Source organism: Candidatus Cloacimonadota bacterium, from assembly GCA_012516855.1.
GTDB lineage: Bacteria > Cloacimonadota > Cloacimonadia > Cloacimonadales > Cloacimonadaceae > Syntrophosphaera.
In genome coordinates this window covers 1-23,747 of record JAAYWB010000100.1, presented here as the reverse complement: position 1 = coordinate 23,747, position 23,747 = coordinate 1, and the positions used below count along the sequence as shown (strand labels likewise).

The window sequence follows — 23,747 nt, the reverse complement described above, 5'->3', positions numbered from 1 at the left end:
TTATTTAGATACTAACCCTGATGTGAAAGAAGCAAACATCAATCCGTTGATCCATTATATTAATCATGGTTACAAAGAAGGGCGTAAGCCGAATAACACTTATGAAATTGTGGATACGGATTACACAACGATTAAACAAAGTAAATTATTTGATCATAAATACTATTTGACAAATTACCCAGACGTCAGACACGCATATATCGATCCATTATTGCATTTCGTAACAGATGGTTGGATAGAAGGCAAGAATCCATCACAATTATTCAATACTTGCTTTTATTTAGATACTAACCCTGATGTGAAAGAAGCAAACATCAATCCGTTGATCCACTATATTATTCATGGCTACAAGGAAGGGCGTAAGCCGAATAACACTTATCAAACAGTCGCCGCTCAACAAAAGAATAGCCTCTCTCTGATTAAAATAGTACAATCTCTCAAATTGCTCTCAGCAAAAAATCTAATAAAGGGTATCCTCCATCTAGAACAGCATGGATTTCTATCTCTATTAATGAAAATAAAAGCTATATCGGCGAATAATATAAAACCTATTGAGGATGATCAGCCAAATAATCAAATTGTCATCCTTGGCAGGTCGAATTATCCTTCATTGGAAGATTTCGATGAACAGGTAACAAAATATGACATAAAGGTTTCTGTCATTATTCCCACAAAAAATGCAGGAGATGATTTTGAAAACCTACTTAAGTTATTAATCAACCAAAAGGGAATAATGGAAATTGAAATTGTTATTGTTGATTCAGGCAGCACTGACAATACGATAGAAATTGCAAAATTATTTAATGCGAAGATCGTCACTATATTACCTGAAGAATTTTCACATGCATACTCAAGAAATGTTGGCGCTGAAAATGCTTCCGGGGATTATATTTTATTAGTTGTACAGGATGCATTGCCGCCGAATGAGACCTGGTTGTATGAATTAATTACTGTTCTCAGAGCCAATGACGTTTCTGTTGTATCGTGTGCTGAACTACCACGTGAAGATGCTGATTTATTTTACAGAGTAATTTGCTGGAATCACTATCAGTTTCTTGATGTGAACAAACAAGATAGGATATTCAAGCTACCAGTTCATTCAAATTACTTGACACTGCGTAAAAATGGACAAATATCTGATTTGGCCTGCTTAATACCGCGTGACAATTTAATTAAATACAAGTATCGACTAAAATATGCTGAGGATCTAGATCTCGGAATTCGATTAATTCAAGACGGGCACAAAATTGCTTTTCTAAGTTCAATTCGAATTATTCATTCCCACAATAGACCCGCAAGCTATTTCCTAAAAAGGGGATACGTTGATAACCTATTTCTTTTTGATATGTTCAGCGATTATCCAATACCAAGTATAAGTTTCAGCCAGCTGATTCCTGATATTGTTTTCACATGTGGTTTTCTTATCGAGCAATTGAATCAACAACAATCAAGTCTGTCCTCGGCCGGTGATATTCAGGCACTTAAGAAACAGATGCGGTCTATATTTAATACATCGAACAATTATAAACCCCCTGCAGATGTTCTTGGACTTCGTTCATCATATTTCGATGCCGAATTTTTTCCTTATCTCAATGAGATTATTACCATATTTCCAGAATTATCGTTTGATAAACAGATCCATAGCCAATTAATCGATTCGCTGTGGGATTACCTTATGATAATGTTCAATTATTTGAACATAATCTACGAGAAATGTGATGAGACTCTAATAGTTGAAGTAATGCAATGTGTTCATAAGCAACTTGCTCAGTTGATCGGTGCGCACCTCGCTTATTGCTATATCAGCAGCGCAAATGGTGACAAAGAAAAATTTGAAAAAGCAAATGTTCACCTAAAAAGTGGGGTCTAATAAAATGAAGATATTATATTTGGTTCATCAGTTTTATCCTGAATATCAATCTGGTACCGAGAAGTTTGTCTTCAACAGCGCATACATGGCACAAAAAAATGGTAACAAAGTTAAAGTGGTGACATACAGTTTTTATGACAACTCTTTTTATAGTAATGAATCTGAAGGCATACTTAGTCAAGAGTTTAACTACAAAGGCATTCCAGTCATCGCGATTAAGCAAATCAAACCGCCACATGATTTGCACTATTCAATGGATGATGAATTGCTTTACGCTATTGGTAAAAAAATACTTTTAACTGAAGCGCCTGACATTATTCATGTTGGGCATGCGATGAGAATGCATGCATTTATCAAAGCGGCAATTGACATGCATATACCATATATCATGACTCTGACGGACTTCTTTTTACTGTGTCCAAAAGTAAATTTAGCGCCAAACATGAAGAGCTTATGCTCCGGACCTGATAAAGGTACAGCCTGCCAGCTTTTATGTCCTGAATTTAGCGAAGCCTATATTACCAAGCGATTAGTGACGGCAAAACTGCTGTTGGCGCATGCGAAAGCAATCATCTCTCCATCACAATTTTTAGCAAAAATATTTATTCAAGAATTCGATAAGTTAAAAATTGATATCATCAATCACGGCATAAGTTATAAGTCGTTGCGAAAAAACCGCCGATTTTATACTAATGAAACGCCAATTGTCTTTGGATACGCAGGGTACTTATCTTTCCATAAAGGCGTTCACATATTGTTGAAAGCTTTTACAAGCATAAAAGATGAAAATATTAAATTATTCGTTTATGGGCCAATGTTAGAGCCATACATTAATCAGCTGCAGCATATCGCAAACAATGACAAAAGAATAATTTTTAAAGGACCTTATTCATCTGATAATATCGGAGAGGTTTTTACAAATATAGACGTATTAATTACCCCTTCTATTTGTTATGAAAGCTATCAAATGGTATTACATGAAGGCTTGGCAAGCGATGTTCCAATCATCGCTTCAGATTTGGGTGCTATGTCTGATAAAATCAAGAACAACTTCAATGGGTTCAAGTTTGCGGCCGGTGATCATGAAGAACTGCAAGAAAAAATCGAAATGATCATTAATAATCGGACTCAGTTAAATATACTTAAAGAAAATATTATTTCAAAAATGATCATCCCAACAATTGAACAGGAAGCATACAACTATTACAGGTTGTATACAAAAATCGTAAAGTAAAATCTGAATTATCACAAAACAATAACCATAGATTAAACTTGTTTATGCAAAAGTAATTAACTGGCAGTATTATTTTGGATGCATTTCTAAGCAGAGTTTAGATTTTTATTTCTCATGATTGCCTTTTAGTTGAGACTTCGAGAAATTTTTATCACTGATATCTCGATAGAATAACCAGAAAATAAAAACGAATACATTTATCGATTTTCATCGAAATCAGGTTATTTTGGAATTAATATTTCTTAAGGCTTCTAATTAAACTGGTAATATTTCGAAAAGGGCGTGTAAAACGCCAGCTCTTACTAAGATTAATTCTTAAATTTTCAGTATTTAGCATTTCATTTTCTGCTTTTAGCATTTCATTTTCTGCTTTTTGCATTTCAATTTGTGCTCGCTGTGTCTCTATTTCTGGTAATTTATTACGACTATAGATCGAGAAAAAATCATGTTTCGCTGATAGCTTTGCGAAGTCGTGCATATCAAAATTATAAAGAGATTTTATATTATTTGCTCGTGATCTATCCTGCAAAATATTAAATAATAGTTGCAGACCAAATATCTGATGATAAGGCCATTGCTTACTATTTTCCAAAGCAATCATTGCGAGAATGAATTCTAGATCTGATCCTTGGGACCGATAGAACTTTTCTGCAGTTGGAAAAATATTAACCAATTCATCGAAACAGGATATTTGTTGATAGTTATACAGAATTTGTAAATATTCAAACTGTTGACGTACGGTATTTTCGTATGTCGCACTACTGGTATTGGCTAAGTTATCGCGCACACGGAAGCGAACAAGCTTCAATGGTAAAACATAGATCTCGTAATTGAAACAAAGCCGAACCCACATATCAAAATCAGGAAGCGAATAGAAACCATCACGATATTGGCCACACTTGTCATAACATTCCTTACGCAACAAGAGGCTTGGATGACACAATGCATTGCCAGAAAAAAAGAAATAATTGAGCCATTCATGGCGAGTGCGATTGGGCTGGTTAAAAATGTTGTAGTAAAAATGAGTATGATCAGTAAATGGCTGCCCATCTTCTCCAATAATGGTTGAATTAGTAAAAACTGCGCCAACTTCTGAATGCTGGTCTAAGAAAGTCACTTGATGTTCAAGTTTTTCGGTTTCCCAAACATCGTCAGAGTGATGAATGGCAATATATTCACCTTTAGCCTCTCCAGGGAAAACCTCAGGAAAATCCGCTAATTGGTTTATTTCATTACGATAAGCTCGGATGCGGTCGTCAGAGTAACTATTGATGATTTGCCAAGAATTATCGGTTGAGGCATCATCGAGGATAATCAATTTAAAGTCGGTGTAGGTTTGATTCAGCACACTATCGATTGACTCGCGTATGTATTTTTCGTGATTGTATGACGTTAGAAAGATCGTTACTTTTGGCATGAATTTAAGCTTTTTTTACTCCAATGTACAATCCTCGCATGAATAACCCAACTGGATCATATTCGACTGTTAAACCAGCGTCAAGAAATGCCTGTTCATATTCTGTTCGTGTGAACATGCCCATTTCATGTTTTTCAGTAAAGTAAGTGACCCCTTCTGGTGTGCCAACAAGATAGTTTATGTTAAATATTGACACTGCTCCATCAACTTCATGTGTGTACATCCAGGAAATTTTTAAATCTGGTTGATCCACAAAGTTAGCAATAATTTTCCTTTCCCAGTATTGTTCCGGACTAATCCAGGGTTCTACAAGCAGAATCCCTCCTGAGTTAAGATGTGCAGACATCTTTGAGATTGCCTTCCTCATATTCGATAATGATTTTACATAAGCAATGGAGCTGAATAAACATGTCACAACATCAAAAGATTTACTAAGTTTGAAATCAATCATATCACCAACGGAAAATTTGACGTCTGGTAGGCGTATCTCTGCTATATCTAATAGTTCTTGATTAATATCCAAACCTTCAACCAACAAATAATGATTCTTAAGAAATTCAAGGTGTTTTCCTGTTCCACAAGCAACATCTAATAATGATAGTGCGTTTGGATTTCGATTAAAGACTATTGTGGTGATTTTTTGTGATGCCATTTCATAATCCAAGAAGTGGTATAGCGCATCATAGAATTTTGCTGATTTTGTAAACATAACAACTCCTGTTTGCAAACACTCATTTATTGTTAATAGCATATCGATACTAATACTCTCAAGACTTCAGTCAAGGTTTTTGGTAAGGAGGGAAATACCCGATTCTGTTATCAGGATCTGCATTAACATCAACACACAGTTTGATGTAAGCTTCTTTGTTGTAAATCTGTTTTAAAGCACACAATGGATAAACATCTGCTCCGAACCTTCTTTTAAAGTCTGCCAGGCTATCATTTTTTTTAACCCCTCCGCCTAGATTTAGATAAGGAATTCCTGTAGATTTCAATTCTAATAGGGCAAACCAAAGAAGTGCAACAGAATAGGATTTTCCTTTAGGAAGCGAGATATTAAATAAGAAATCCGCCATATACTCCGTATATCCAAACACAGATACAGCAATAACTGATTTTTCTTTCATGATTCCAACCATGAAGAGATTATTTTGATTAAAAAGAAAAAGCAAAGATTCCTCTGAGAGTTGATACAACGATGATGCATTTCTGATTTCGTAAAACTCGCGATAATTAGTGAGAAAGAACTCAATTAATGCAGGTTTATCAAGGCAAATCTCCTCTTTTATGCTTTCAAAATGCTGCAATTGTCTTTTCCGATTAGTTGATAGATTTGAAAACAATTGTTCCTTTGATTGCGATAACCCAAGAATGTAAAGATCATTGTACGAATAGATATCTTCTCGTGGAAAATAATCATATTGGTCAATAAGTGGATTGAGTGTAAAAAAACCAGTCACATACTCTTTTCTATCGATAAATGCATGCCAGTGAGCATTGAATTCTGGACAAGGGCCAGTACCAGCAAATCCAGATAACCCATAGGGGGTAAAAATATCAGTATATTGCTTATACCTTCGTTCAGAAATAGGACAAATAATCTTAGTGGTATCTTTAGTGAAACAATAAAGATAAGTTGGCAACCCTGTGGATAAATGCATGGCATTATTGTTTTCCCAGGTATGGGCAAACGCATGGTTAAACCCTGAAAGTTCGCTTTTCCAGCCTTTCGGGTCGTTCACTGGGATTATCCTTTCGGTAAACATCGTTATTTCAATCAAGCAGTAATTGTGAGCTATACATGTATTTCGTTTTGATATACATAAGTAGTATACTCATATAAACCATAATCGTGACGAATTACAAAATGACGGCTTATATTTCGGGTTAAAAAATCTGCTAATAAATCAAATGATAAATGGAATAAATCAGTTCTTTCCCAATCAACCTGTTTTGACATGACGTTAAATGCAAAACCGATCCGTGTAATTTTTTGGACATTAGTTATTGTATCTTTAAAATATAGAAACATTTCTTCAAAAGACAGATTGCATTTTTCAGTAAAAACACCATTCAATATTACATAATCATATTTTCCCAAGTTAGAGTAGTTTTCATTAATATCCTGACAAAAGTATTTTACTTCGGGATATTTAGACTTTGACAGGGATATGAATTTTTCTGACATATCTAAACCATGATAATCAATCGCTTTCAGCATGTTTTTTCTAATCAGATAATCATAAAGATGAGATGCCCCACAGCCAAAATCCAGAATTTTCACCTTCTTCTTTAGTCGATTATTGATGATTCCCAACATGATTGCATAGCGTGTTTCTACATCAATAGCTTTTGGCCAATCGACACCCAGGTGTGAATCACCAAATTTGCTTAATGTCTCTTCATAATGGCAAATAATTGATATATATTTTTTTTCATTCATAAATAACAACCTAACTTATCATAAATACCTGTTTGTGGGCTAATCTTTTCATTAGTTTTTCCGAAAAGCACATAATCGGTGATAATCTTAATAGTATCGATACCTAGCATGTTTTTATAAAGATGGAAACTTGTAACCCCATCTAAGCGATAACCCATTTCGATGAAATTTAACTCATCGTAATCCAGGTCGCGCTGAATAAAACAACAGCCATTTCTGTAGCCCATCTTCTTAAGCATAGCAATAACCTTGGAGTTAGCCTCGTTAATAGATTTTAAAGGATAATCAGTTGAATTCGTAACAAATAAATAACAAAATTGGGGAAGACTGTCACAATAATAATATGCTTTGAAATATACTAACTTTGCATTACCCGTAATCATTACATAGTGTGCGCCGAATTCTTTATCGTCCAATAGAGCCTCAACCAAGACTTGTCCTCTTGAGGAATTTCTTCTTGGTAAATTTATAAGCCTCCATAAAATTCAATTTTGGGTACCAGATTCTGAGTCCAAAATTGCTACTGCAATCAGTGGGTTTTACTACAACGGGGAATTCAACAGCATTGAATTTTGTCTCAGTCATTTGGTCAGATACTTGGTACTCCTCATCCACTGGAATGCTGCAATCAATGCAGAATTGCTTTAAAGCTCTTTTGTAAAGTTTATACTTCCAACTCTCTTCAGATAGGTAAATAGACAGATCGAGTCGTTCACAAAGGGCAATTGCCCGGTTCAGGTTAAAATCACTTGCACCAGCAAGAACGGCTGTAACTTTTTCTTCGCAGCAATTTAATTCAATCTGATCGACATCAGCCGTACTCACCAGCCATGATTCGTCAGCAACTAATTTCGCAGGTGAACTTTCAGGCGGATAGTTAACTGCTACGATTGTTATTGCTCCTTTACTTCGGGCATAATTAATGATCTATATGCATCCTACTGAAGACCCTAGCACTAGCAATTTCTTTATCATGATAATTCTCTCTAACACCCTACGATTAAAAATCGACACTTATATTCGTTACTATCACAGGATTGACATTGAATAATTTTTTATAACAACTGATTGCTTGTCAGGCCAAATTATAACTTTGCAGAAACCGTTGGATCCTCTCGGGGGAATTAAACATCATAACATCAATTATTGAAAGATTAGAAACAAATTGCCCATTTGCAAATTGAGCGTAAACAATTGGATTTGATACGATAAAATATAGTTGGAAGCCTTCATCAGAAAATTCGGATTTATTGTATAATCGCTTGCCACCAATTGCATTAACATAGACGTCTGCACCTAATTGTCTACAAATATTGATTATTCTGTCAGCGCCCTTGAGGGATGTATTATCAAAAACTTCGCTAGAAATGATCAATTGAGTATCAATCATTAGATACGAGCAGATGCTGCGGATAGTGGAGATGATAAACCTTGCCAGGTTTTTTTCATCACTGTGGAATAAATCTGAAAGAATTTGAATGACAGGTTTAAAATAAGGAGCTTTTCGGTAATTTTGGGTCAGGGTTTTAATCAAATTTTCGCCATTTTTGCCTACAGAGACTTGGTTTATGAATCGGTTTTGGCTAGCCCCATGGGTTTCCAGCGTAAATAATTTTTTGCAGCCATTTTCGAGTATAAAATTTCGATTGATCCAGCCGCGCTTTATGTAATTAACATCATCGTAAATGACAAACGTGTCTACAGCTTGTATCAACTGCCAGTATCCAATATATGGAAATAAATAAGGCTGCATAATGGCAACTTTCACGATGACCTTCCTGTTACGATGTTTGCAATTCTCAAAATTTCTTCTTTCTGTAATTCAAAATATAGCGGCAAGCATAAAACGCGCATGGCTACGCTTTCCGAAACAGGACAGGGTTTATACCCCGCCTGTTGGAGATAAGGCAGCGTATTGAGAGGGGGATAAAAATAACGTCTTGGCATTATATCTTGCTCAACAAGCTTCTGCCTGGTTTGCATCATTTGTTCGTTAGATGAGAATAAAACAGGATAATAATTATAATTATAATCTAGGCCTTGAGGCATTGTGGGGCGACTCACCTGGCTATCAGCGATGATTTCATCATACCAAGCAGAGAGTTGTCGTCGCGTTGCGATAATTTCGTCTACCATTGGTAACACACACAAACCCATAGCCGCGTTGAGTTCGGACATTTTTGCGTTTATGCCTACTTCTACATACTCATCTTCCCCGATATGTCCAAATTTCTTTAGAAGATAAACATGATCTGATAAAGCTTTATCATGACATACTAATGCCCCACCCTCAGCTGTATGAAAAAGTTTAGTGGCATGAAAGCTAAGTGTTGAGATATCACCATATTTCAGAATAGATTCTCCGTTCAGCTTCACCCCAAAACAATGCGCAGCATCATAAATCACTTTGAGGTTATGTCTTATAGCAATCTGAGCGATTCTATCGACAGCACAAGGATATCCATAGACGTGAGTTGCCAGGATGGCGCTAGTTTTCTCTGTGATGGCATCTTCGATTAGGTCCGGATTGATGCAGAGTGTCTTCTCATCAATATCTGCAAAAACTGGGGTGCAGCCTTCCCAAACGATTGCATTTGGTGTGGCAACATATGAAAAAGGGGTTGTTATGATTTCCCCCGTTAAATTCAAGGCTTTGATGGCAAGCTGAAGCGCTAGAGTGCCGTTAGCAACCAGTTCAATATGCGGAATACTAAGCCACTCAGATAATTTAATGGTCAGTTCAGTTTCATATTGACCCTCATTGGTCAACCATCCACTCTTCCAGATCTGCTCAAGCTTCGATTCATATTCTTCTAATGAGGGTAAAAAAGACTTGGTAACATTAATCATTAATTTGCCTTTAATTTACAAAATTTCGTTACATGTGTTTTTCATAGTCGCTCGATACTTTAGTTAATTCAATTCAAGTTACTAAAGTAAATCACCTATTGTCTTACGCTCTTCTCAAAGATACCTGTACCGATCAAGAGATTTAAAATAGTATTCTCTTGTGAGAGTACTTGAATATCCAACGTTTCTTCTGAATATTCTAACCTGAATTGCCCTAAAAGTAGTAACCCAATTTGATTGCTTTACATCACATTAGTATTTGCTAACCAGTTGTTTATTATGTGTGTGATTTGCAGAGATTATTTAAATTTACTAAAGAGAATAATCCAAGTATTTAAGTTATGGACAAAAATTGTGAGTATACAATTGTTGGGAGGACTTTATGTAATTACAAATAGTTGATATTTGGTATGGAGAATAATCGCTGAATTTAACAACTACAGTGTCATTAAACACTTTAACGCTTCCCGAGTCAGGCCAAATAGTCATTGTACCTGTTATATCCACAAAATCACTTCTTCTCTCAATAGGTAGAGGCTCAAGACCATAAAAACCTAATATTTTTAAAAATGCTAATACTCTCTGGGAATTACCCTGATCCCAACCAAAAAATGATGCGCCTATTGTTTCTATCCTAGATATTAAAGGGGTTGAAGGTCTTTCAATATATCCAACCATTTCGAAATAACGAATATCCTCCGAGTTTGCTGCATCTTTTGCTTCTTCTATTCTATCAATCAATCGTATCCCGAGAACCCTATCTTCTTGTAATGCCAGGTGTGATGATGCGAAAAGGTGATTACTGGAAGAAATAAATTGAAAAATACAAAGAATGGAGATCAACAATATTATTGATTTACCAATATTGGATTGATTTTCGAGTCCTAGTATTGACCAACCAATTAATATAAATGGTATTCCCATGAGCGACCGAAGAGGAATTATTCCTCTGGTCAGAATTCCCCAAATAAATGGTGTAAACAAAAAAATACAAATTAGGAAAAATAATACCAACTTGTCAAGAAATTTAATTTTTGACCGAGTGATTCTGCAGAAAATACTGATACCTAATACAAAAAGAAAAATAATGATTGTTGGTATTTCAATACCGTAAATTGTCTCATCACCTGAATATACATTGATTAATAATCTTGTGATATTTTTCAATACCCAATATATATTATCCCCAAGATAATTAATATCAAAAAATTGTTCCATATAACCACTGCTTGTCATCCCATATAAGAATAAAAATAACTTTGAAATGAGAAGGTAAAAAATTATTGCCAATAAAATCATGATTATGATATTTCTTATCTCTGTTATTCTCTTAAAGTCAACTTTATTCCATGAATTAATAATAAATAGCAGATAAATAGATATCAATACAGTTATTAATGGTTGGTAAATAGAAATGGCAAAACACATTGGGATTAACGCTAGGTATTTTTTTGCCCCCATATTTTTAGAATAAATATATAGGCTTAATATAACGCAAAACAAGCCAATCCCTACCAAATAATTAGCAGTAGAAAAGGTATTAATAAAAACCATGCCTGGATAAGACATTCCGATTCCCCCAATAATAAATTTTTCTTGCTTGTCACAAATGCAAAAAATATCGAATATTATTAGAATTGCGCCCAAATGAAAAAGAAGTGTGACAAATAAAGGAACAAATGGTATTGTGGAGAGCGGGAATAAAATATCAGCAAGTAAATATTTCCCCCATCGTCCTATAGAAATTTCCCACATACTCGTACTCCTCCCCAGAGAGGTAAATTCCTCATCGATGGTTATGTTTAAGTTAAACAATTCAAATCCATATGTTGCTAATGCAATTACCAGAAGGATAAGTATTATTGACTGATTTCTTTTAAAATAAACCTTAATCCCTGATAGGATTTCGTCATTTTTTTCCGAAAGGTTTTTGTAAAAAACTGAGATTGTGTTATAAGCTTGTTTTTTCATAATCTATGTCTTCCCAATTGATTATCAAATATTACCTTGAGTTCTAAAACATTCAAACGTTATGAAAAACCAGATAATAATTTATTCGAAACAGATTACGCAACATATTTTCTGTAAAATTGATCACAGATCCTCTCAAGTGGAAAATCAATCTAGGTCAATATCTAAATACAATCTACCATACTCCCATTCTTCACTGTACTCCAACAAAAATTGCTGATATTGTATATTGAAACGATTTCTATGAATCACACAAATAAATCATTATTTGAAAATGAGATTTTTCAAATTTTGACTGTACAAGTGGATTTGCCTGTTGTCTAATCTAATCATAAAAATTTTGGGGATAGTAAATTCTATTAGCAAAATTTACTTTGCTGTAAAGCATTGATTAGTTCAAGATTTTCATGCGGTAATCTCACAGCTAATCTGATGTAGGAGCCACCGTCGTTTAACTTCAAGGAAAGGTCCTTTATATATATATTCCACTCGGAAAACAAATAGCTTCTTAATTGGATTAGCTGGTCTTGTTCAATCTTCAACCTTACAAGAATAAAATTTGCTTTTGAAGGGTATACCTTCTCAATAAATGGCAGTTCCGATAGCTGTTGAGCAAATAAATTTCGGTCGATAATGGTTGAATTGATACTTGCATTCAATTCCGAACGATGTTTAAGAATAATCTCTAGAAAGTATTCAGCTATAGAGTTGGTATTCCATATCGGTATTCTTTTATTAAGTTCATATATTGTTTCTTTGTCTCGGCTATAAATATAACCAATACGAAGGCCTGGAATACCAAGCGATTTGCTCAGACTCTTAAGAATGATGACGTTCTTTAATTCGTCCAATTTGAGCAGCTCTTGCACGGATGGCTGCTCAGAGAATTCAATAAAGGACTCGTCTACAATGATTGTTTTAGTTGGTTCTGAACGGGCAAGTTCAATTATTTCTGCGCTATCAATACATGACCCCGTCGGATTATTTGGATTGACAAAAATAATTACATCAGCAAGTTCTATCAAATGAATTGGGATATCAGTAAGTGTCTGTAAACCTTCATCTTTGTATTTCAGCGCATTTGGAAATACCCGCAAATACTCGCCAAAAGTAGGTTCGGGGATTAGTACTGACTTCTCACCATATAAATCCTTTAGAATCGGGTAGATTTGAGACAAACCATTTAACAAACAGACAAAACCAAATGGAATCTGAAGGAAATGGGAAAGTTTTTCATTGAGTATTATTTGACTTGAACCATAATTCTGCATCAATAATGGTAAATTGTGCTTTATATCCGCAATAATTGAGTCGTTGGGAAAATACATATTTCGGATGAAAGCAAAATCAATAATCGGGATATTCCAAAATCCCCCAAAAGCCTCATCCATTTTTTCCATGAATCCAGATTCATAGAATTTTATTTCTGCGAGTCTCAGATCATTTGGGTCATCTATTTCAAACCAGTTAGCCCCAGCGACATCGCACGCAAATATCTGTTCATGTCTCATGTAAATAAGAATACCCAGGATTAGTTCATAATAACAGTTATCGTTATACACAGTTGCATAAAAAGATAGAAGTTTTTTAAATGAAGTCTGTAAGAATTTTGATGAAAATTTATAAATGTTGAGCGTTTTATACTTGTCAGAGAAATCAAATCCTGGGCCTTGAAGATGTGGTGGAATTACATTTAGTATCAGATCATCTTCAACAGTCACAACCGTTCCATCCATACCGGTTTTAAATCTATCGACGAGCGCGACGTTTTCATGTTGACTTTGAAGAATGCGATCCAATACTTCAACAGAAAAAATCAGGTCTGATTCAATAAGAAGGACGTCATCGTCGAGAGGGAAATTTTCCAACGCTAAATGCATGGAATAAATATTGTTTGTTCGATAAAAAACTTCGTTAAAAACAAATGTGAGATTTAAGTTCGGATATGAGGTTCTGAGATAATCCTCGAGTTGCTCCCGGCAATAGCCTGTTACCACACAAATATCTGAAATACCACGGGCAATCAGGAGATTTAACATTCTACCAATAATTGTTTGCCCGGCAACTTCTAATAATGCTTTCGGCTTTGTATCGGTGTATGGCTTCATTCGAGCGCCATACCCGGCGGCAAGAATGATCGCTTTCATATGAGCTTTGCAGCTTTCTTTGTTAGGTAAACAGAATATCGATATTTGGCAGCCTGGTAATCTCCGAGTTCAAATTTAGTATGATCGATGATTTTGATATCCAGTGAATTTTCATTGGCAAATTGAATAAAAAAACCTTTCTCCAGGTATAAATGATCCAAATTTTGATCAGATATTTTTTTTACGCCTTGATGACTTACCCTGCGTATATTTTCTGCCTCATGTTTTTTCGAAGCATCCGGTACTTCTCCTATGAAGATTTGTCCCCCATATTTGGTGACACGAACCATTTCCAAGAGATGTTTCAAAGCAGAAGCTTCAGATGAAAGATAAAAAATCACACCAAATGAAAGAGATATATCATAACTTTCAACATCAAGGAACTTAAGATCGGTTACATCTGCCTCAAAGAAATCACCGTTTATTTGATCCCTCGCTCGTTTTAGCAGGGTAGGAGAATAATCAATACCTGCAACTTTAATTTTCGGATGTGTCTTTAAGACTCCAAGAAGAAATGCTCCTGCGCCACAACCACATTCAAGAATATGTTCGGTACCCTTCAGGTTCAACGGTCTTATGACTTCAGAAACCATTTTTTCATATTTTTCGATGGTCAATAGATCATACCCATCTGCCAGATAAGGTGGTAATTCAATATCCATACCTTTCTTATTCCAGATTTCTTTCCAGGCCATGTTTCTATCTTTATATTCCATCTAAACCCTTCCTAAGGTAAACCACTGGAATCGCCCTGACTGATCATTGATATTATGGGCGATGCTGTTTTCAACAACTCAGGTAAATATTCCAATATTAATTCTTACCTTTAGGCAATCGATTCATAATGAGTTATTCCCAATATATAGCCGCATATTATTTCAGCGTTTGATATTCTGGTCGAGTTTAAATTGAATTACATAATTAATCTTGGCTAATAAACTGCTTGCCCTTTGTACTCTTATTAATTTTTGAGAAATGGTACTTGAATTATGACGATTTATGGAGAAATTTTGATAGCTAATTGATATTATAACCTTTCCTTGGTAGTAAAGGCTCAACAGGCCAATAAGACCCTGTAATTGCTGATTCAATCACAGACACAACTAGTTCTGAACTTATTCCAATATGACTAAAATAGTGATCTCGATACTGCCGAATTGTAGGTCTGAGCTTATTCCGATTTTTTAATACTTCCTCTACAGTGTTTCCAAGTCCATAACGAGTTGTCCTAATTGCAGATTTGGGTGGATCAGGTAAACGTGGTGCAAGCGGTGGGTCCCAATTTGATATCGCGGGGATTTGCCAATCCGAAACCGCGATTCCCGGTACATCAAATAATAAAGCCTCAACAAGGCAGTTGGATTCATCCGAGACTAACACATCACTAATCGCAAGGCAACTCATTATGTTAATGTCAGGATCTATGAAGTAAATATTACCATTGTAAAGTTTCTGGCTTGTGTTGATGATTTCACGAATCCTTCGCCTATTATTTCCGTCAGGCCAAGAAGCCTGTTTTATAAGAAGATTGATAGGTAGATGAATTAATGATTTTATAAAGTCATCCAGTTTGCCATCATTTTCCCATGAAGGCGCATATAACACAGAGGGTAGATCTTTGATGTGAAGTCGAGCCAATAATCGGTTTACATCTTTAATAAACATTTTTGGTTGATTATAAGGAGGGTCGGCTTTTGGCCAACCGAGTTCAAAAACACCAAGTCGAGGGTTTGCATTAGGAGAATCAGATACAGAATACCAACATTGTGACCAAGCACGCCCAGGTAAAACACCAATATCAAAAAAATGCCATGGTTCGTCTGTCCAATGATTGGGTTCAAAACTTGGGCATTCTGGCCATGCATACTGACCGATATCGTGCAACATAATTATTGATAAATTTGCGTTTGGATTGACTAAGTGGTGTTGTACATAGACTCCAATTTCAGCTGCATTATTAAGGTCATCGGAAAAACTCGTTTTGAAGCCGTGCAAATTAGCCATCCAAGCAACAGGCTGTAATGCTTGAAACTCAGACATCTCGGTGAAAAAAAAAGTGATTTGTTTGGATATTTTTTTTTGATTAGTTCTTTTTGGATAATTACAATAATATTTTTTAGCCCTGGCTTTTTGAATAGAAATGGGTTGTATACTCGTCGAAATGGATTGGTGATCTACTACTATATTATGGCATAATGATCTCAGTTTATTTTGTTTGAATGGGTTTATTTGGATTTTCCAAGCTTCCTTTGACAAAACACGACCTTCAGATCTTCCAAATTTTAAATAGTGGAATAGTGGATTGATCCCTGCTTCTTTAATATCGGGATAATCCAGTAAGTAATTTCTGGTGCTAAAATTTGGTCCGGGATCTAATAATTCAACCACACCATATTCAAGGTAATAGCGCAACGGATCCATATTCGCTTTTTTTACCTGAGGATAATGATGAAGAAACCAGGTTTCATTAAATAGATCAGAAGCTCGAAGTATATCTATTTGATCTATCGTCTGAGGATTTGGAAATCTCCCTTCTCTAACACCAAAACGTATGTAATGTATTAAGGGATTTATTCCTGATAGACTGACATCAGGGTAATTATCCAAATACCACCTGCTGTTGAATTTTGGGCTTGGGTCTCGTCCTTCAAATCCGCCATATCTGTAGTAATGCAGAAGTGAATTTATTCCAGCCTGCTTGACATCAGGATAATTCTGAATATACCAGGCTTTATCGAACAGGCTCGAGGCGCTTAATAAAATAAGGTCTCTAATATGTTTTATTATTTGTTTTATTGATGAAACTGTTTTGGTCATGTCTATTTCCTATTTCTATCCAATATAATTGAAGAGGTGTGAATTTGTTCAAAGGTAACTAGTGGGAATAGGTTTTATTTGATAGGTGGTTGATCGCCTTTGACAAGTGTGGCATTTTCATAGTTAAAATTCTCATGCAAATACGCCTTAGGATACACATCTAGAATTATCCTAACTGATCATGGATGTACTCTGCGATCCTTTTTCCAGCCCCGCCTGTAAACATACCAACATTTATTTGCTCTTGGTAATGCTCACGCAAACCAGCCAATGGGTCATCGCCTTTCATCAACTGCTGAACAAAATTTGTTATTTGTTCCTCCGAGTTCGCCACATAGCAACTACCATATATTTCTTCTCTAATTGTGTCATCTAACGTTCCGCAAACGTCTTCACGGTTAAGGAAGATTATCGGTTTTTTTGTTGGGGCAAACTCACCCAGGAAACTGGATGCATCGCTAATGAGTAAATCGGCCCAATGAAATAGACCTTGATAATTATCACCTTCATATAAGAAGCATCTATTACCTGAAAAAAAAGAACGAAATTCTTCAGATGACATCAGGTTCGAAGCTTCAAGTTTTCCTACCAGACCTGGGTGGGGTCTAAAGAATAGAAAGATATCTTCATTTTCTTCAACCAGTTGTCTTATTTGCTTTCCATATCTTAAAAAGGTGCTCCAAGATTCAATGGTGTGATGTGGTGTATAAATAATTTTGAATTTTTTACTACTCGCTGATTGAACCTTATAAGGAAGTACATCAGATACTGAACTAGAATAATACTGGTCAATAAGCGGCGTACCCAAAGCAACAAAACATCTTGATGGAATTCGCGCAAATTTAATGAATGCATTTTTTGTTTTCAATGACCGGTCAAATATGCGCCAAGCATTTTTTTGTGGATCATTCCCAAATTCTCTCTTCGGATATTTCTGGCCAATATCAGCATGAGATATGCCATATGGAATATAAACAATCCTGGCATAACGTAAAAGATTGGCAGTTCGAAATTGCCAGGGACGCAATTCATCATATGGACTTGCCACAACAATAATATCCGGATTTAACAAATCCAATTGAACAGATCCATGAACCGCATCTAAGAAATCAATGTTTTTCTTCTTAAAATATTCGGAACTCTCTTCTGGACCGTTTAGCCATTCAAAAGTGGTATTAACAACAAAGGTTTTGAAAAGAGTGTCTGATTTGCACGCCTCATACAATGATTCCATAATTTTCCAGGTTCCAGTGTCTTGCGCAACGAAGACTATGCGAATTGGAATCTTGCCAAGTCTTGCCTTACGAATAATTCTACGTAAATTAAAATACAAAGGAACACGAGTGTATTGTTTTTTGATCTGTTTCGGCAAAGAAAATGACTCTTTCTGGTAGAGGCGCGCATAGAGAAGGCGCATAAAAAAATCAGCAAATGAAGTGATGTTGTCATATACTTCACCAAGATCATATCCTGATTTTTTTCTCAGAAAATTAAGCATTCTCAGCAATATATAGGATCTGAGAACTCGCTTTTTGTTTTTTTCGTAAATCAAGTAATGTACTAAAGGGTTAAGTCCTGAATTTCGAGATTCTTCGTTTATTATTAGATAGTCTTTAATAGAAAAATTTGCGTTGGGATCTCTTCCTTCAAAGCCATCATAATAAAAATAATGTACTAACGGGTCTATTTGTGCTTGCGCAACATCCGGATTATTCGCCAGATAAAATTCTTCATCAAATAACCCTGATGAACGAATCAGAGCTAATTGATCTAAACCTTCAGCTGGCTTTATTCCCCTTTTTTCCTTTTTTCCGAACCTTAGATAATGTACTAAAGGGTTAATCCCTGAGTTTTTTACATCTTCATAACTTGTGAGGTACCAGGCACTTGAAAAGTAAGGCCCCGGATCACTGCCTTCAGTTCCTCCAAATTGAATGTAATGATTTAAAGGATCTATTTTCGATAGGGCAACATCCGGGTTATTCGCTAGATAATACTCTTTATCAAACAAGTTCGATGCACGTATTATTAGCCGCGCATGAATCAAACGGACAAATTGATTTATCTTTCTTAACAGGATCATTACTCTGTTCATTAATCTCCAAAATAGACAAATTTCATAAAGTTTTCTAATAGAATCATTAAGATCATAATTTAGAAAATTATCGATGAATTTTTAGGGAAAGTTAGTGTAACATTCTTTCTGTAAATTGCAGAACCTTAACAAAATTGGTGAGTCAGAAGTATCCTTAAGGTGACCAAACCAAAAAAGGAGAACAAAATGACTCACCAAAATGATTATACCTTTGTAAATGAGATAGCGGAAAAAGGACTGGATGCAATTCCAGAACTGATGCAAGTGCTGATCAACAACACCACGCAAGTTGAGCGATCAAAATATTGCAGGCTGAAGAGTATGAACGGACAGGAAGTGTTGCGAGCCATATCTCACGTGCTCAATATTTTAGATATTGCAGCAAGAATGCATTTTATCAGAAGGCACAGTGAGGAATCACACCAGCGCCATCTTCGCGAAACTCGAGGTCACAGACCGCATACAAACTGCGTTCATCGCCATTCGACATGGATTGGATAGGGAATAGCAGCAAACAGAATAAAAAGTGTCCCTTTTTGAACAAGTTCAGATAGATATGAGACAAAAGGACTAGACAAAAAAGAACATCGAGGTCATCCTTAAGGGTGGCAACCCGAGAAAAGGAGAAAGACCTCGATGCGCATACATTGTATCCCGAAAGAATTTAATATCTAGCCAAACATAAACCAGTGAAGATCTCTGCTGCAGCAGACCAGCGCATGCAGAAACTGGACCTGTGGAAAACATTGAAAACGATGAAGGTATCGGATCAAGAGATCAGCAAGTTATTGAGAGTATCCAGGGCGACGTTATACCGATGGCAGAAGCGGATGAAAGAAAAAGGTCCAAAGGGGCTGGAGGAAAAAAAGTCGCAGACCGCATCGGGTACGCAGCCCAATATGGTGGGGAACAGACCTGTCCGAAGCCGTGATAGAATTATGAGAAGAATACCCGGGATGGGGAAAGGACAAGATCGCAGTTCTACTGAAACGCCAAGGTCGGAAAACGTCCAGCTCCACAGTAGGGAGGATACTGGTGGATTTGAAACGACGCGGGGTACTGCATGAGACACCCAGAGGGCTGGTGAAAGTAAAGAAACGGAGACAAAGGAGACCTTATGCCATACGAAAACCGAAGGATTACACAATAAGAGAACCGGGTGACCTAGTGCAGGTGGATACGCTGGATGTGCATCCGCTTGATGGGTGCATGGTCAAACACTGCACAACCAGAGATGTGATCAGCCGGTGGGATGTGGTGGAAGCACAACATCGTGCCACAGCAGGTACTGCGGCTGAATTCTTGGACACTATACTGGCACGTATGCCCTTTCGAGAAAAAGCCATCCAGGTGGATGGTGGGAGTGAATACCGAGCAGGTTTTGAAGAAGGTTGTCAGCAATTGGGGCTGAAGTTATTTGTTCTACCTCCCCACTCGCCCAAACTCAATGGGAGGGTGGAGCGTGCACATCGCACTCATCTGGAAGAATTCTATGCAGTGATACCAAAGGGTGCGCAGATAGATAAGTTGAATATCGACTTATACAAATGGGAGCGGATATACAACCAAGTCCGTCCACATCAGGCACTGGACTATCTGACACCTGCAGAGTATATTAACAAGTACTACCCTGATGTAACCTCGAATAAGTCTCATGTGTATTGAACGAGTAGAATTACTTGACGAACCCGCGTAAAACAGATACTATACGAATATCGATTAGCTACCGCAGCGTGCCCGGCAAGCGTAGACCAGAGTTCGTCAGGTCGGCTGATTCGCAGAGCCCGCCGCACAAATGGCACGGATTCAGGATTTTGACTCATAACCCGGAGGTCAGTGGTTCGAATCCACTCCCCGCTACTGTTTCCGAGACGACCAGAAATGGTCGTTTTTGGTTTAAACATGCGCTAATTCCTTGAACTAATTATGAGAAGAGAAATTTGTGGTGACTACTTAATGGTTCTCTTCTTAGGATAAATCAAGATTATCATTCCAGGAATTCTTTTGCAATATACCAATATGGATAGGTTTTTAACATGAAAACCTATCCGTATCGATAGGTTTTGAGGATTTTGATATGTTTTCAGGGAAAAACTCCAAAAAAAGTCTCCTGCCCTCGTAATTGGTAGTAGACAAAGTCGCTAGAATCAGATTCGTTGACGGAGAAGAGATGAGTGTTTTCTCGACCAAAACCGGTTCAATTATTTATGGCCAAATCCACGGTTTTAGGATTCACATTCGTAACCCAGTGGTCATTAGTTTGAATCCATACCTTGGGTTGAAAAGATCTTCCATATTTTCGATTTACCAATCATGATTTCATTCTATTCAAGGAAGAACGGAATATGAAAAATCCACTTGTCCATTTGCTTGCCCACTTTTTTCATCTTGAGGCAAATAAGTGCGAATATATTCAAAAGTGACTTCATCGGGTTTTACAGTCACCCGCAGGTAACCCGGGCTGCCAAATGTATCCACACACAAATAGCCATATTCGGCAGCGCTGTTGGTGTCATTCGCTCGGTTTGTCCCGGGCTGTGGCACTTCCTGATAAATGATTCCATTCAGTTCTTCTTTAGCAAAAAGATGATCATGACCATGAAAGACTGCTATAACATGATTCGCCACAAACAAATAGAGAATTATTGTGCTAAGCCAAAGTTAAAATGTCCCCTAAGAAAGGGACAGTAAAGTGGACAAACGATACAACATGAGTGAAAAAGAATTGAGCAGGCTACAAGTAATGGGAATGCTAGAGAAGCAACAGGTCACGCAAAGGATGGCGGCAGACCAACTGGGCATAAGTACAAGACAAATCAAGCGATTATGGCATGCCTATCAGGAACAAGGAGCAGAGGGATTGATCCACAAAAGCCGTGGAAAGCCCAGCCATAATCAATTCAAAGTGGAGATAAAGCAACGAGTGCTCGATCTGATCTTAGAGCTGTATCGAGATTTTGGACCTACCCTGGCAAGCGAGAAACTGAGAGAAATTCATGGGATACAGATCTCGGACGAAAGTGTGCGGAAACTAATGCTGGCAGAGGGGTTGTGGAAACATCGACGTAAGCGAAAACCACGGGTATTTCAAATGCGAGAGAGGAGAGCATGTTTTGGTGAGTTAGTACAAATTGACGGATCAGATTACGATTGGTTCGAAGGACGCAGCCCGCGTTGTACCCTGTTGGTGTTTGTGGATGATGCCACAGGCAAACTGGTAGAGTTGTTTTTTGTACCGCATGAGAGCTTTTTCGGATATTGTGAGGCTGCTAAGCACTATTTTGAGAGATATGGCTAGCCAGGCGCCTTCTACAGTGATAAACATGGCATATTTCATCTCAACACCCCAAAAGTGACCGCTGGAGATGGTTTGACGGACTTTGGTAGGGCGATGCAAGAGCTGGGTATTCGCATCATCTGTGCCAATACACCACAAGCCAAAGGTCGGGTGGAACGCGCTAACAAAACCTTACAGGATCGTCTGACCAAAGAAATGCGCTTACGTGGAATATCTACCCCAGAAGAAGCCAATCAATGGCTGCCTGAGTTCATGCAGGCCTACAATCAGCGTTTTGCTACTCAACCCCGCAGTGGTCATGATTTTCACACTCCCTTATCAGCCTCAGATCAATTAGATTGGGTATTATGTCGCAAGGTTACTCGTACACTCTCTAAAAACCTGACCTTCCAATATTCTAAAACGATTTACCAGCTCCAGGTCAAGCGTCCTTCTTACACTATGCGGAATGCAAAAGTGACTGTCATTGAAAATGCCAAAGGTGAAGTTACAGTCCTGTACAAGAACTGTTCAATTCCTTTTGAGGTATATTATCAACAAGAGAAACAGGCTCAAGTTGTTCCCGCCAAGTCCATCGATTATGAACTGCGTACTGCCGCTAAGAACCACAAGCCAGCTCCCGATCACCCTTGGTGTAAATCCTGGCCTAAAAAGAATGCCCCTGATCAAGGTGACATTCTTACTTTGTCAAACTAGGTGACATTTTAACTTTGGACTGAGAGCAAAAGAGAATTATTACATGTCCCCTGAAATTTAGGTTAACTGACCTGAAGGTTAAATGACCTAAAAATCCTGATGATATATCCTATTGTTTGGTTGATGGTTTCAAAGTCTAGATAAGACAGAATAATATTTTCAACAAATATTTACGATCTGCGTCCTCGTTGACATGCCGCTGGCGCCTTGTTAACACGCCTCAAACGTTGACACTACCGCAGTCATGATTGAACAGGAAAGGCTCGGAAGCCACTTTTAACATAGAGATATATGGAAATTCAATTCGACCGAGAATTGCCCCCTGCCCAGAAAAACTCGAATCGAAACCGGTATAAATTTCTTCACCTTGGATTGTCAAATGGAGAATTTAACAGATGAGGGCCCGCAAATTCTTACACAAATAAATCGGCATATTTATTTGTGTAAAATAACAATCTTGATCCATGAGAACGGTGTGCACTTTGTTCCATCCACTTCGATCACCTAGAGACTTAAGGGGGAACAGGTCAACGGAGTGACTCACCGTTTTCTTTTGGGCGTTCTTTGATGGTATTGAGAATATCACCCAATCGCCAGGGAAGATACTTCCTGACCTCAACACTCATATTGATATGGTTCGCTCCCAGATTGGAACCTTCAGGGGGCGGTGGAACATTATGAATATGAGCATGTAGGTTGATCCAACCATCTTCAATTTGGATTCAAAGCCACGCCCAACTTCTCGATATAATTTTTTATCATTTAAAGGAAATTAGGCAAATCACAAGGAACTCATTATTAGCGCACCTATAAACATTGGAATTCGTAGGTGAAAGTGATCTGCCTTTTTGGAAAAAAGCATCAATCATTACTTTGCTAATGATCATGTCAATGCCTTGCATCTCTTGG

At 37.1% G+C, this 23,747-nt stretch carries 20 protein-coding genes and 1 pseudogene; 7 read left to right on the top strand and 14 right to left on the bottom strand.

From position 1 onward, the window contains the following. On the top strand, positions 1–1,870 hold a 1,870-nt coding region (locus GX466_08640), incomplete at its 5' end, for a glycosyltransferase (protein NLH94260.1). Positions 1,871–1,874: 4 nt separating this feature from the next. Further along, positions 1,875–3,104: a glycosyltransferase family 4 protein gene (locus GX466_08635; GenBank protein NLH94259.1), complete on the top strand. Its 1,230-nt coding sequence runs from the start codon at positions 1,875–1,877 to the stop codon at positions 3,102–3,104. Between the two features lie 232 nt (positions 3,105–3,336). Here GX466_08635 and GX466_08630 read toward each other — a convergent pair whose 3' ends face one another. The 13 genes from GX466_08630 to GX466_08570 all read right to left on the bottom strand — a co-directional run bounded on the left by GX466_08630 (position 3,337) and on the right by GX466_08570 (position 18,844). Beyond that, entirely contained in the window at positions 3,337–4,521 is a 1,185-nt protein-coding gene (locus GX466_08630; GenBank protein NLH94258.1) for a glycosyltransferase, read from the bottom strand. A gap of 4 nt (positions 4,522–4,525) precedes the next feature. After that, the gene (locus tag GX466_08625; GenBank protein ID NLH94257.1) at positions 4,526–5,230 is read right to left on the bottom strand and encodes a class I SAM-dependent methyltransferase; all 705 of its coding nucleotides are present in this window, start codon (positions 5,228–5,230) and stop codon (positions 4,526–4,528) included. Between the two features lie 70 nt (positions 5,231–5,300). Continuing rightward, on the bottom strand, positions 5,301–6,263 hold the full coding sequence (locus GX466_08620) for a hypothetical protein (GenBank protein NLH94256.1): 963 nt from the start codon (positions 6,261–6,263) through the stop codon (positions 5,301–5,303). Between the two features lie 53 nt (positions 6,264–6,316). After that, entirely contained in the window at positions 6,317–6,964 is a 648-nt protein-coding gene (locus GX466_08615) for a methyltransferase domain-containing protein (GenBank protein ID NLH94255.1), read from the bottom strand. Next, a complete protein-coding gene (locus GX466_08610) occupies positions 6,961–7,380 on the bottom strand; it encodes a hypothetical protein (GenBank protein ID NLH94254.1) in 420 nt (139 codons plus the stop codon). Before GX466_08610 ends, GX466_08615 begins: the two co-directional genes overlap by 4 nt. A 7-nt stretch (positions 7,381–7,387) precedes the next feature. After that, entirely contained in the window at positions 7,388–7,789 is a 402-nt protein-coding gene (locus GX466_08605; GenBank protein NLH94253.1) for a hypothetical protein, read from the bottom strand. A gap of 250 nt (positions 7,790–8,039) precedes the next feature. Continuing rightward, on the bottom strand, positions 8,040–8,732 hold the full coding sequence (locus tag GX466_08600) for a WbqC family protein (GenBank protein ID NLH94252.1): 693 nt from the start codon (positions 8,730–8,732) through the stop codon (positions 8,040–8,042). After that, positions 8,729–9,814, bottom strand: a complete 1,086-nt coding sequence (locus tag GX466_08595; protein ID NLH94251.1) for a DegT/DnrJ/EryC1/StrS family aminotransferase — start codon at positions 9,812–9,814, stop codon at positions 8,729–8,731. Before GX466_08595 ends, GX466_08600 begins: the two co-directional genes overlap by 4 nt. A gap of 339 nt (positions 9,815–10,153) precedes the next feature. Next, positions 10,154–11,785 carry a hypothetical protein gene (locus tag GX466_08590; GenBank protein NLH94250.1) on the bottom strand — a complete coding sequence of 544 codons (1,632 nt, stop codon included), beginning with the start codon at positions 11,783–11,785 and terminating at the stop codon, positions 10,154–10,156. Positions 11,786–12,144: 359 nt separating this feature from the next. After that, positions 12,145–13,932, bottom strand: a complete 1,788-nt coding sequence (locus tag GX466_08585) for an aminotransferase class I/II-fold pyridoxal phosphate-dependent enzyme (protein NLH94249.1) — start codon at positions 13,930–13,932, stop codon at positions 12,145–12,147. After that, the gene (locus tag GX466_08580) at positions 13,929–14,648 is read right to left on the bottom strand and encodes a class I SAM-dependent methyltransferase (GenBank protein ID NLH94248.1); all 720 of its coding nucleotides are present in this window, start codon (positions 14,646–14,648) and stop codon (positions 13,929–13,931) included. Before GX466_08580 ends, GX466_08585 begins: the two co-directional genes overlap by 4 nt. A 301-nt stretch (positions 14,649–14,949) precedes the next feature. Then, the gene (locus tag GX466_08575; GenBank protein NLH94247.1) at positions 14,950–16,749 is read right to left on the bottom strand and encodes a hypothetical protein; all 1,800 of its coding nucleotides are present in this window, start codon (positions 16,747–16,749) and stop codon (positions 14,950–14,952) included. A 166-nt stretch (positions 16,750–16,915) separates the two neighbouring features. Further along, the gene (locus GX466_08570; GenBank protein NLH94246.1) at positions 16,916–18,844 is read right to left on the bottom strand and encodes a hypothetical protein; all 1,929 of its coding nucleotides are present in this window, start codon (positions 18,842–18,844) and stop codon (positions 16,916–16,918) included. Positions 18,845–19,030: 186 nt separating this feature from the next. Here GX466_08570 and GX466_08565 point away from each other — a divergent pair. The 3 genes and pseudogenes from GX466_08565 to GX466_08555 all read left to right on the top strand — a co-directional run bounded on the left by GX466_08565 (position 19,031) and on the right by GX466_08555 (position 20,509). After that, positions 19,031–19,352: pseudogene (locus tag GX466_08565) on the top strand (response regulator transcription factor). Between the two features lie 211 nt (positions 19,353–19,563). Next, positions 19,564–19,911: a helix-turn-helix domain-containing protein gene (locus tag GX466_08560; protein ID NLH94245.1), complete on the top strand. Its 348-nt coding sequence runs from the start codon at positions 19,564–19,566 to the stop codon at positions 19,909–19,911. A gap of 16 nt (positions 19,912–19,927) precedes the next feature. Continuing rightward, on the top strand, positions 19,928–20,509 hold the full coding sequence (locus tag GX466_08555; GenBank protein ID NLH94244.1) for a transposase family protein: 582 nt from the start codon (positions 19,928–19,930) through the stop codon (positions 20,507–20,509). Between the two features lie 663 nt (positions 20,510–21,172). On the opposite strand, the gene GX466_08550 is transcribed toward GX466_08555, so the two are convergent. Continuing rightward, positions 21,173–21,478, bottom strand: coding sequence for a hypothetical protein (locus GX466_08550; protein ID NLH94243.1), 306 nt, complete (start codon positions 21,476–21,478; stop codon positions 21,173–21,175). Positions 21,479–21,554: 76 nt separating this feature from the next. On the opposite strand from GX466_08550, the gene GX466_08545 reads away from it, so the two are divergent. Further along, complete coding sequence (locus GX466_08545; protein ID NLH94242.1) at positions 21,555–22,142, top strand: helix-turn-helix domain containing protein; 588 nt, start codon at positions 21,555–21,557, stop codon at positions 22,140–22,142. Positions 22,143–22,214: 72 nt separating this feature from the next. Next, a complete protein-coding gene (locus GX466_08540) occupies positions 22,215–22,838 on the top strand; it encodes a transposase (protein ID NLH94241.1) in 624 nt (207 codons plus the stop codon). Positions 22,839–23,747 lie beyond the last annotated feature (909 nt).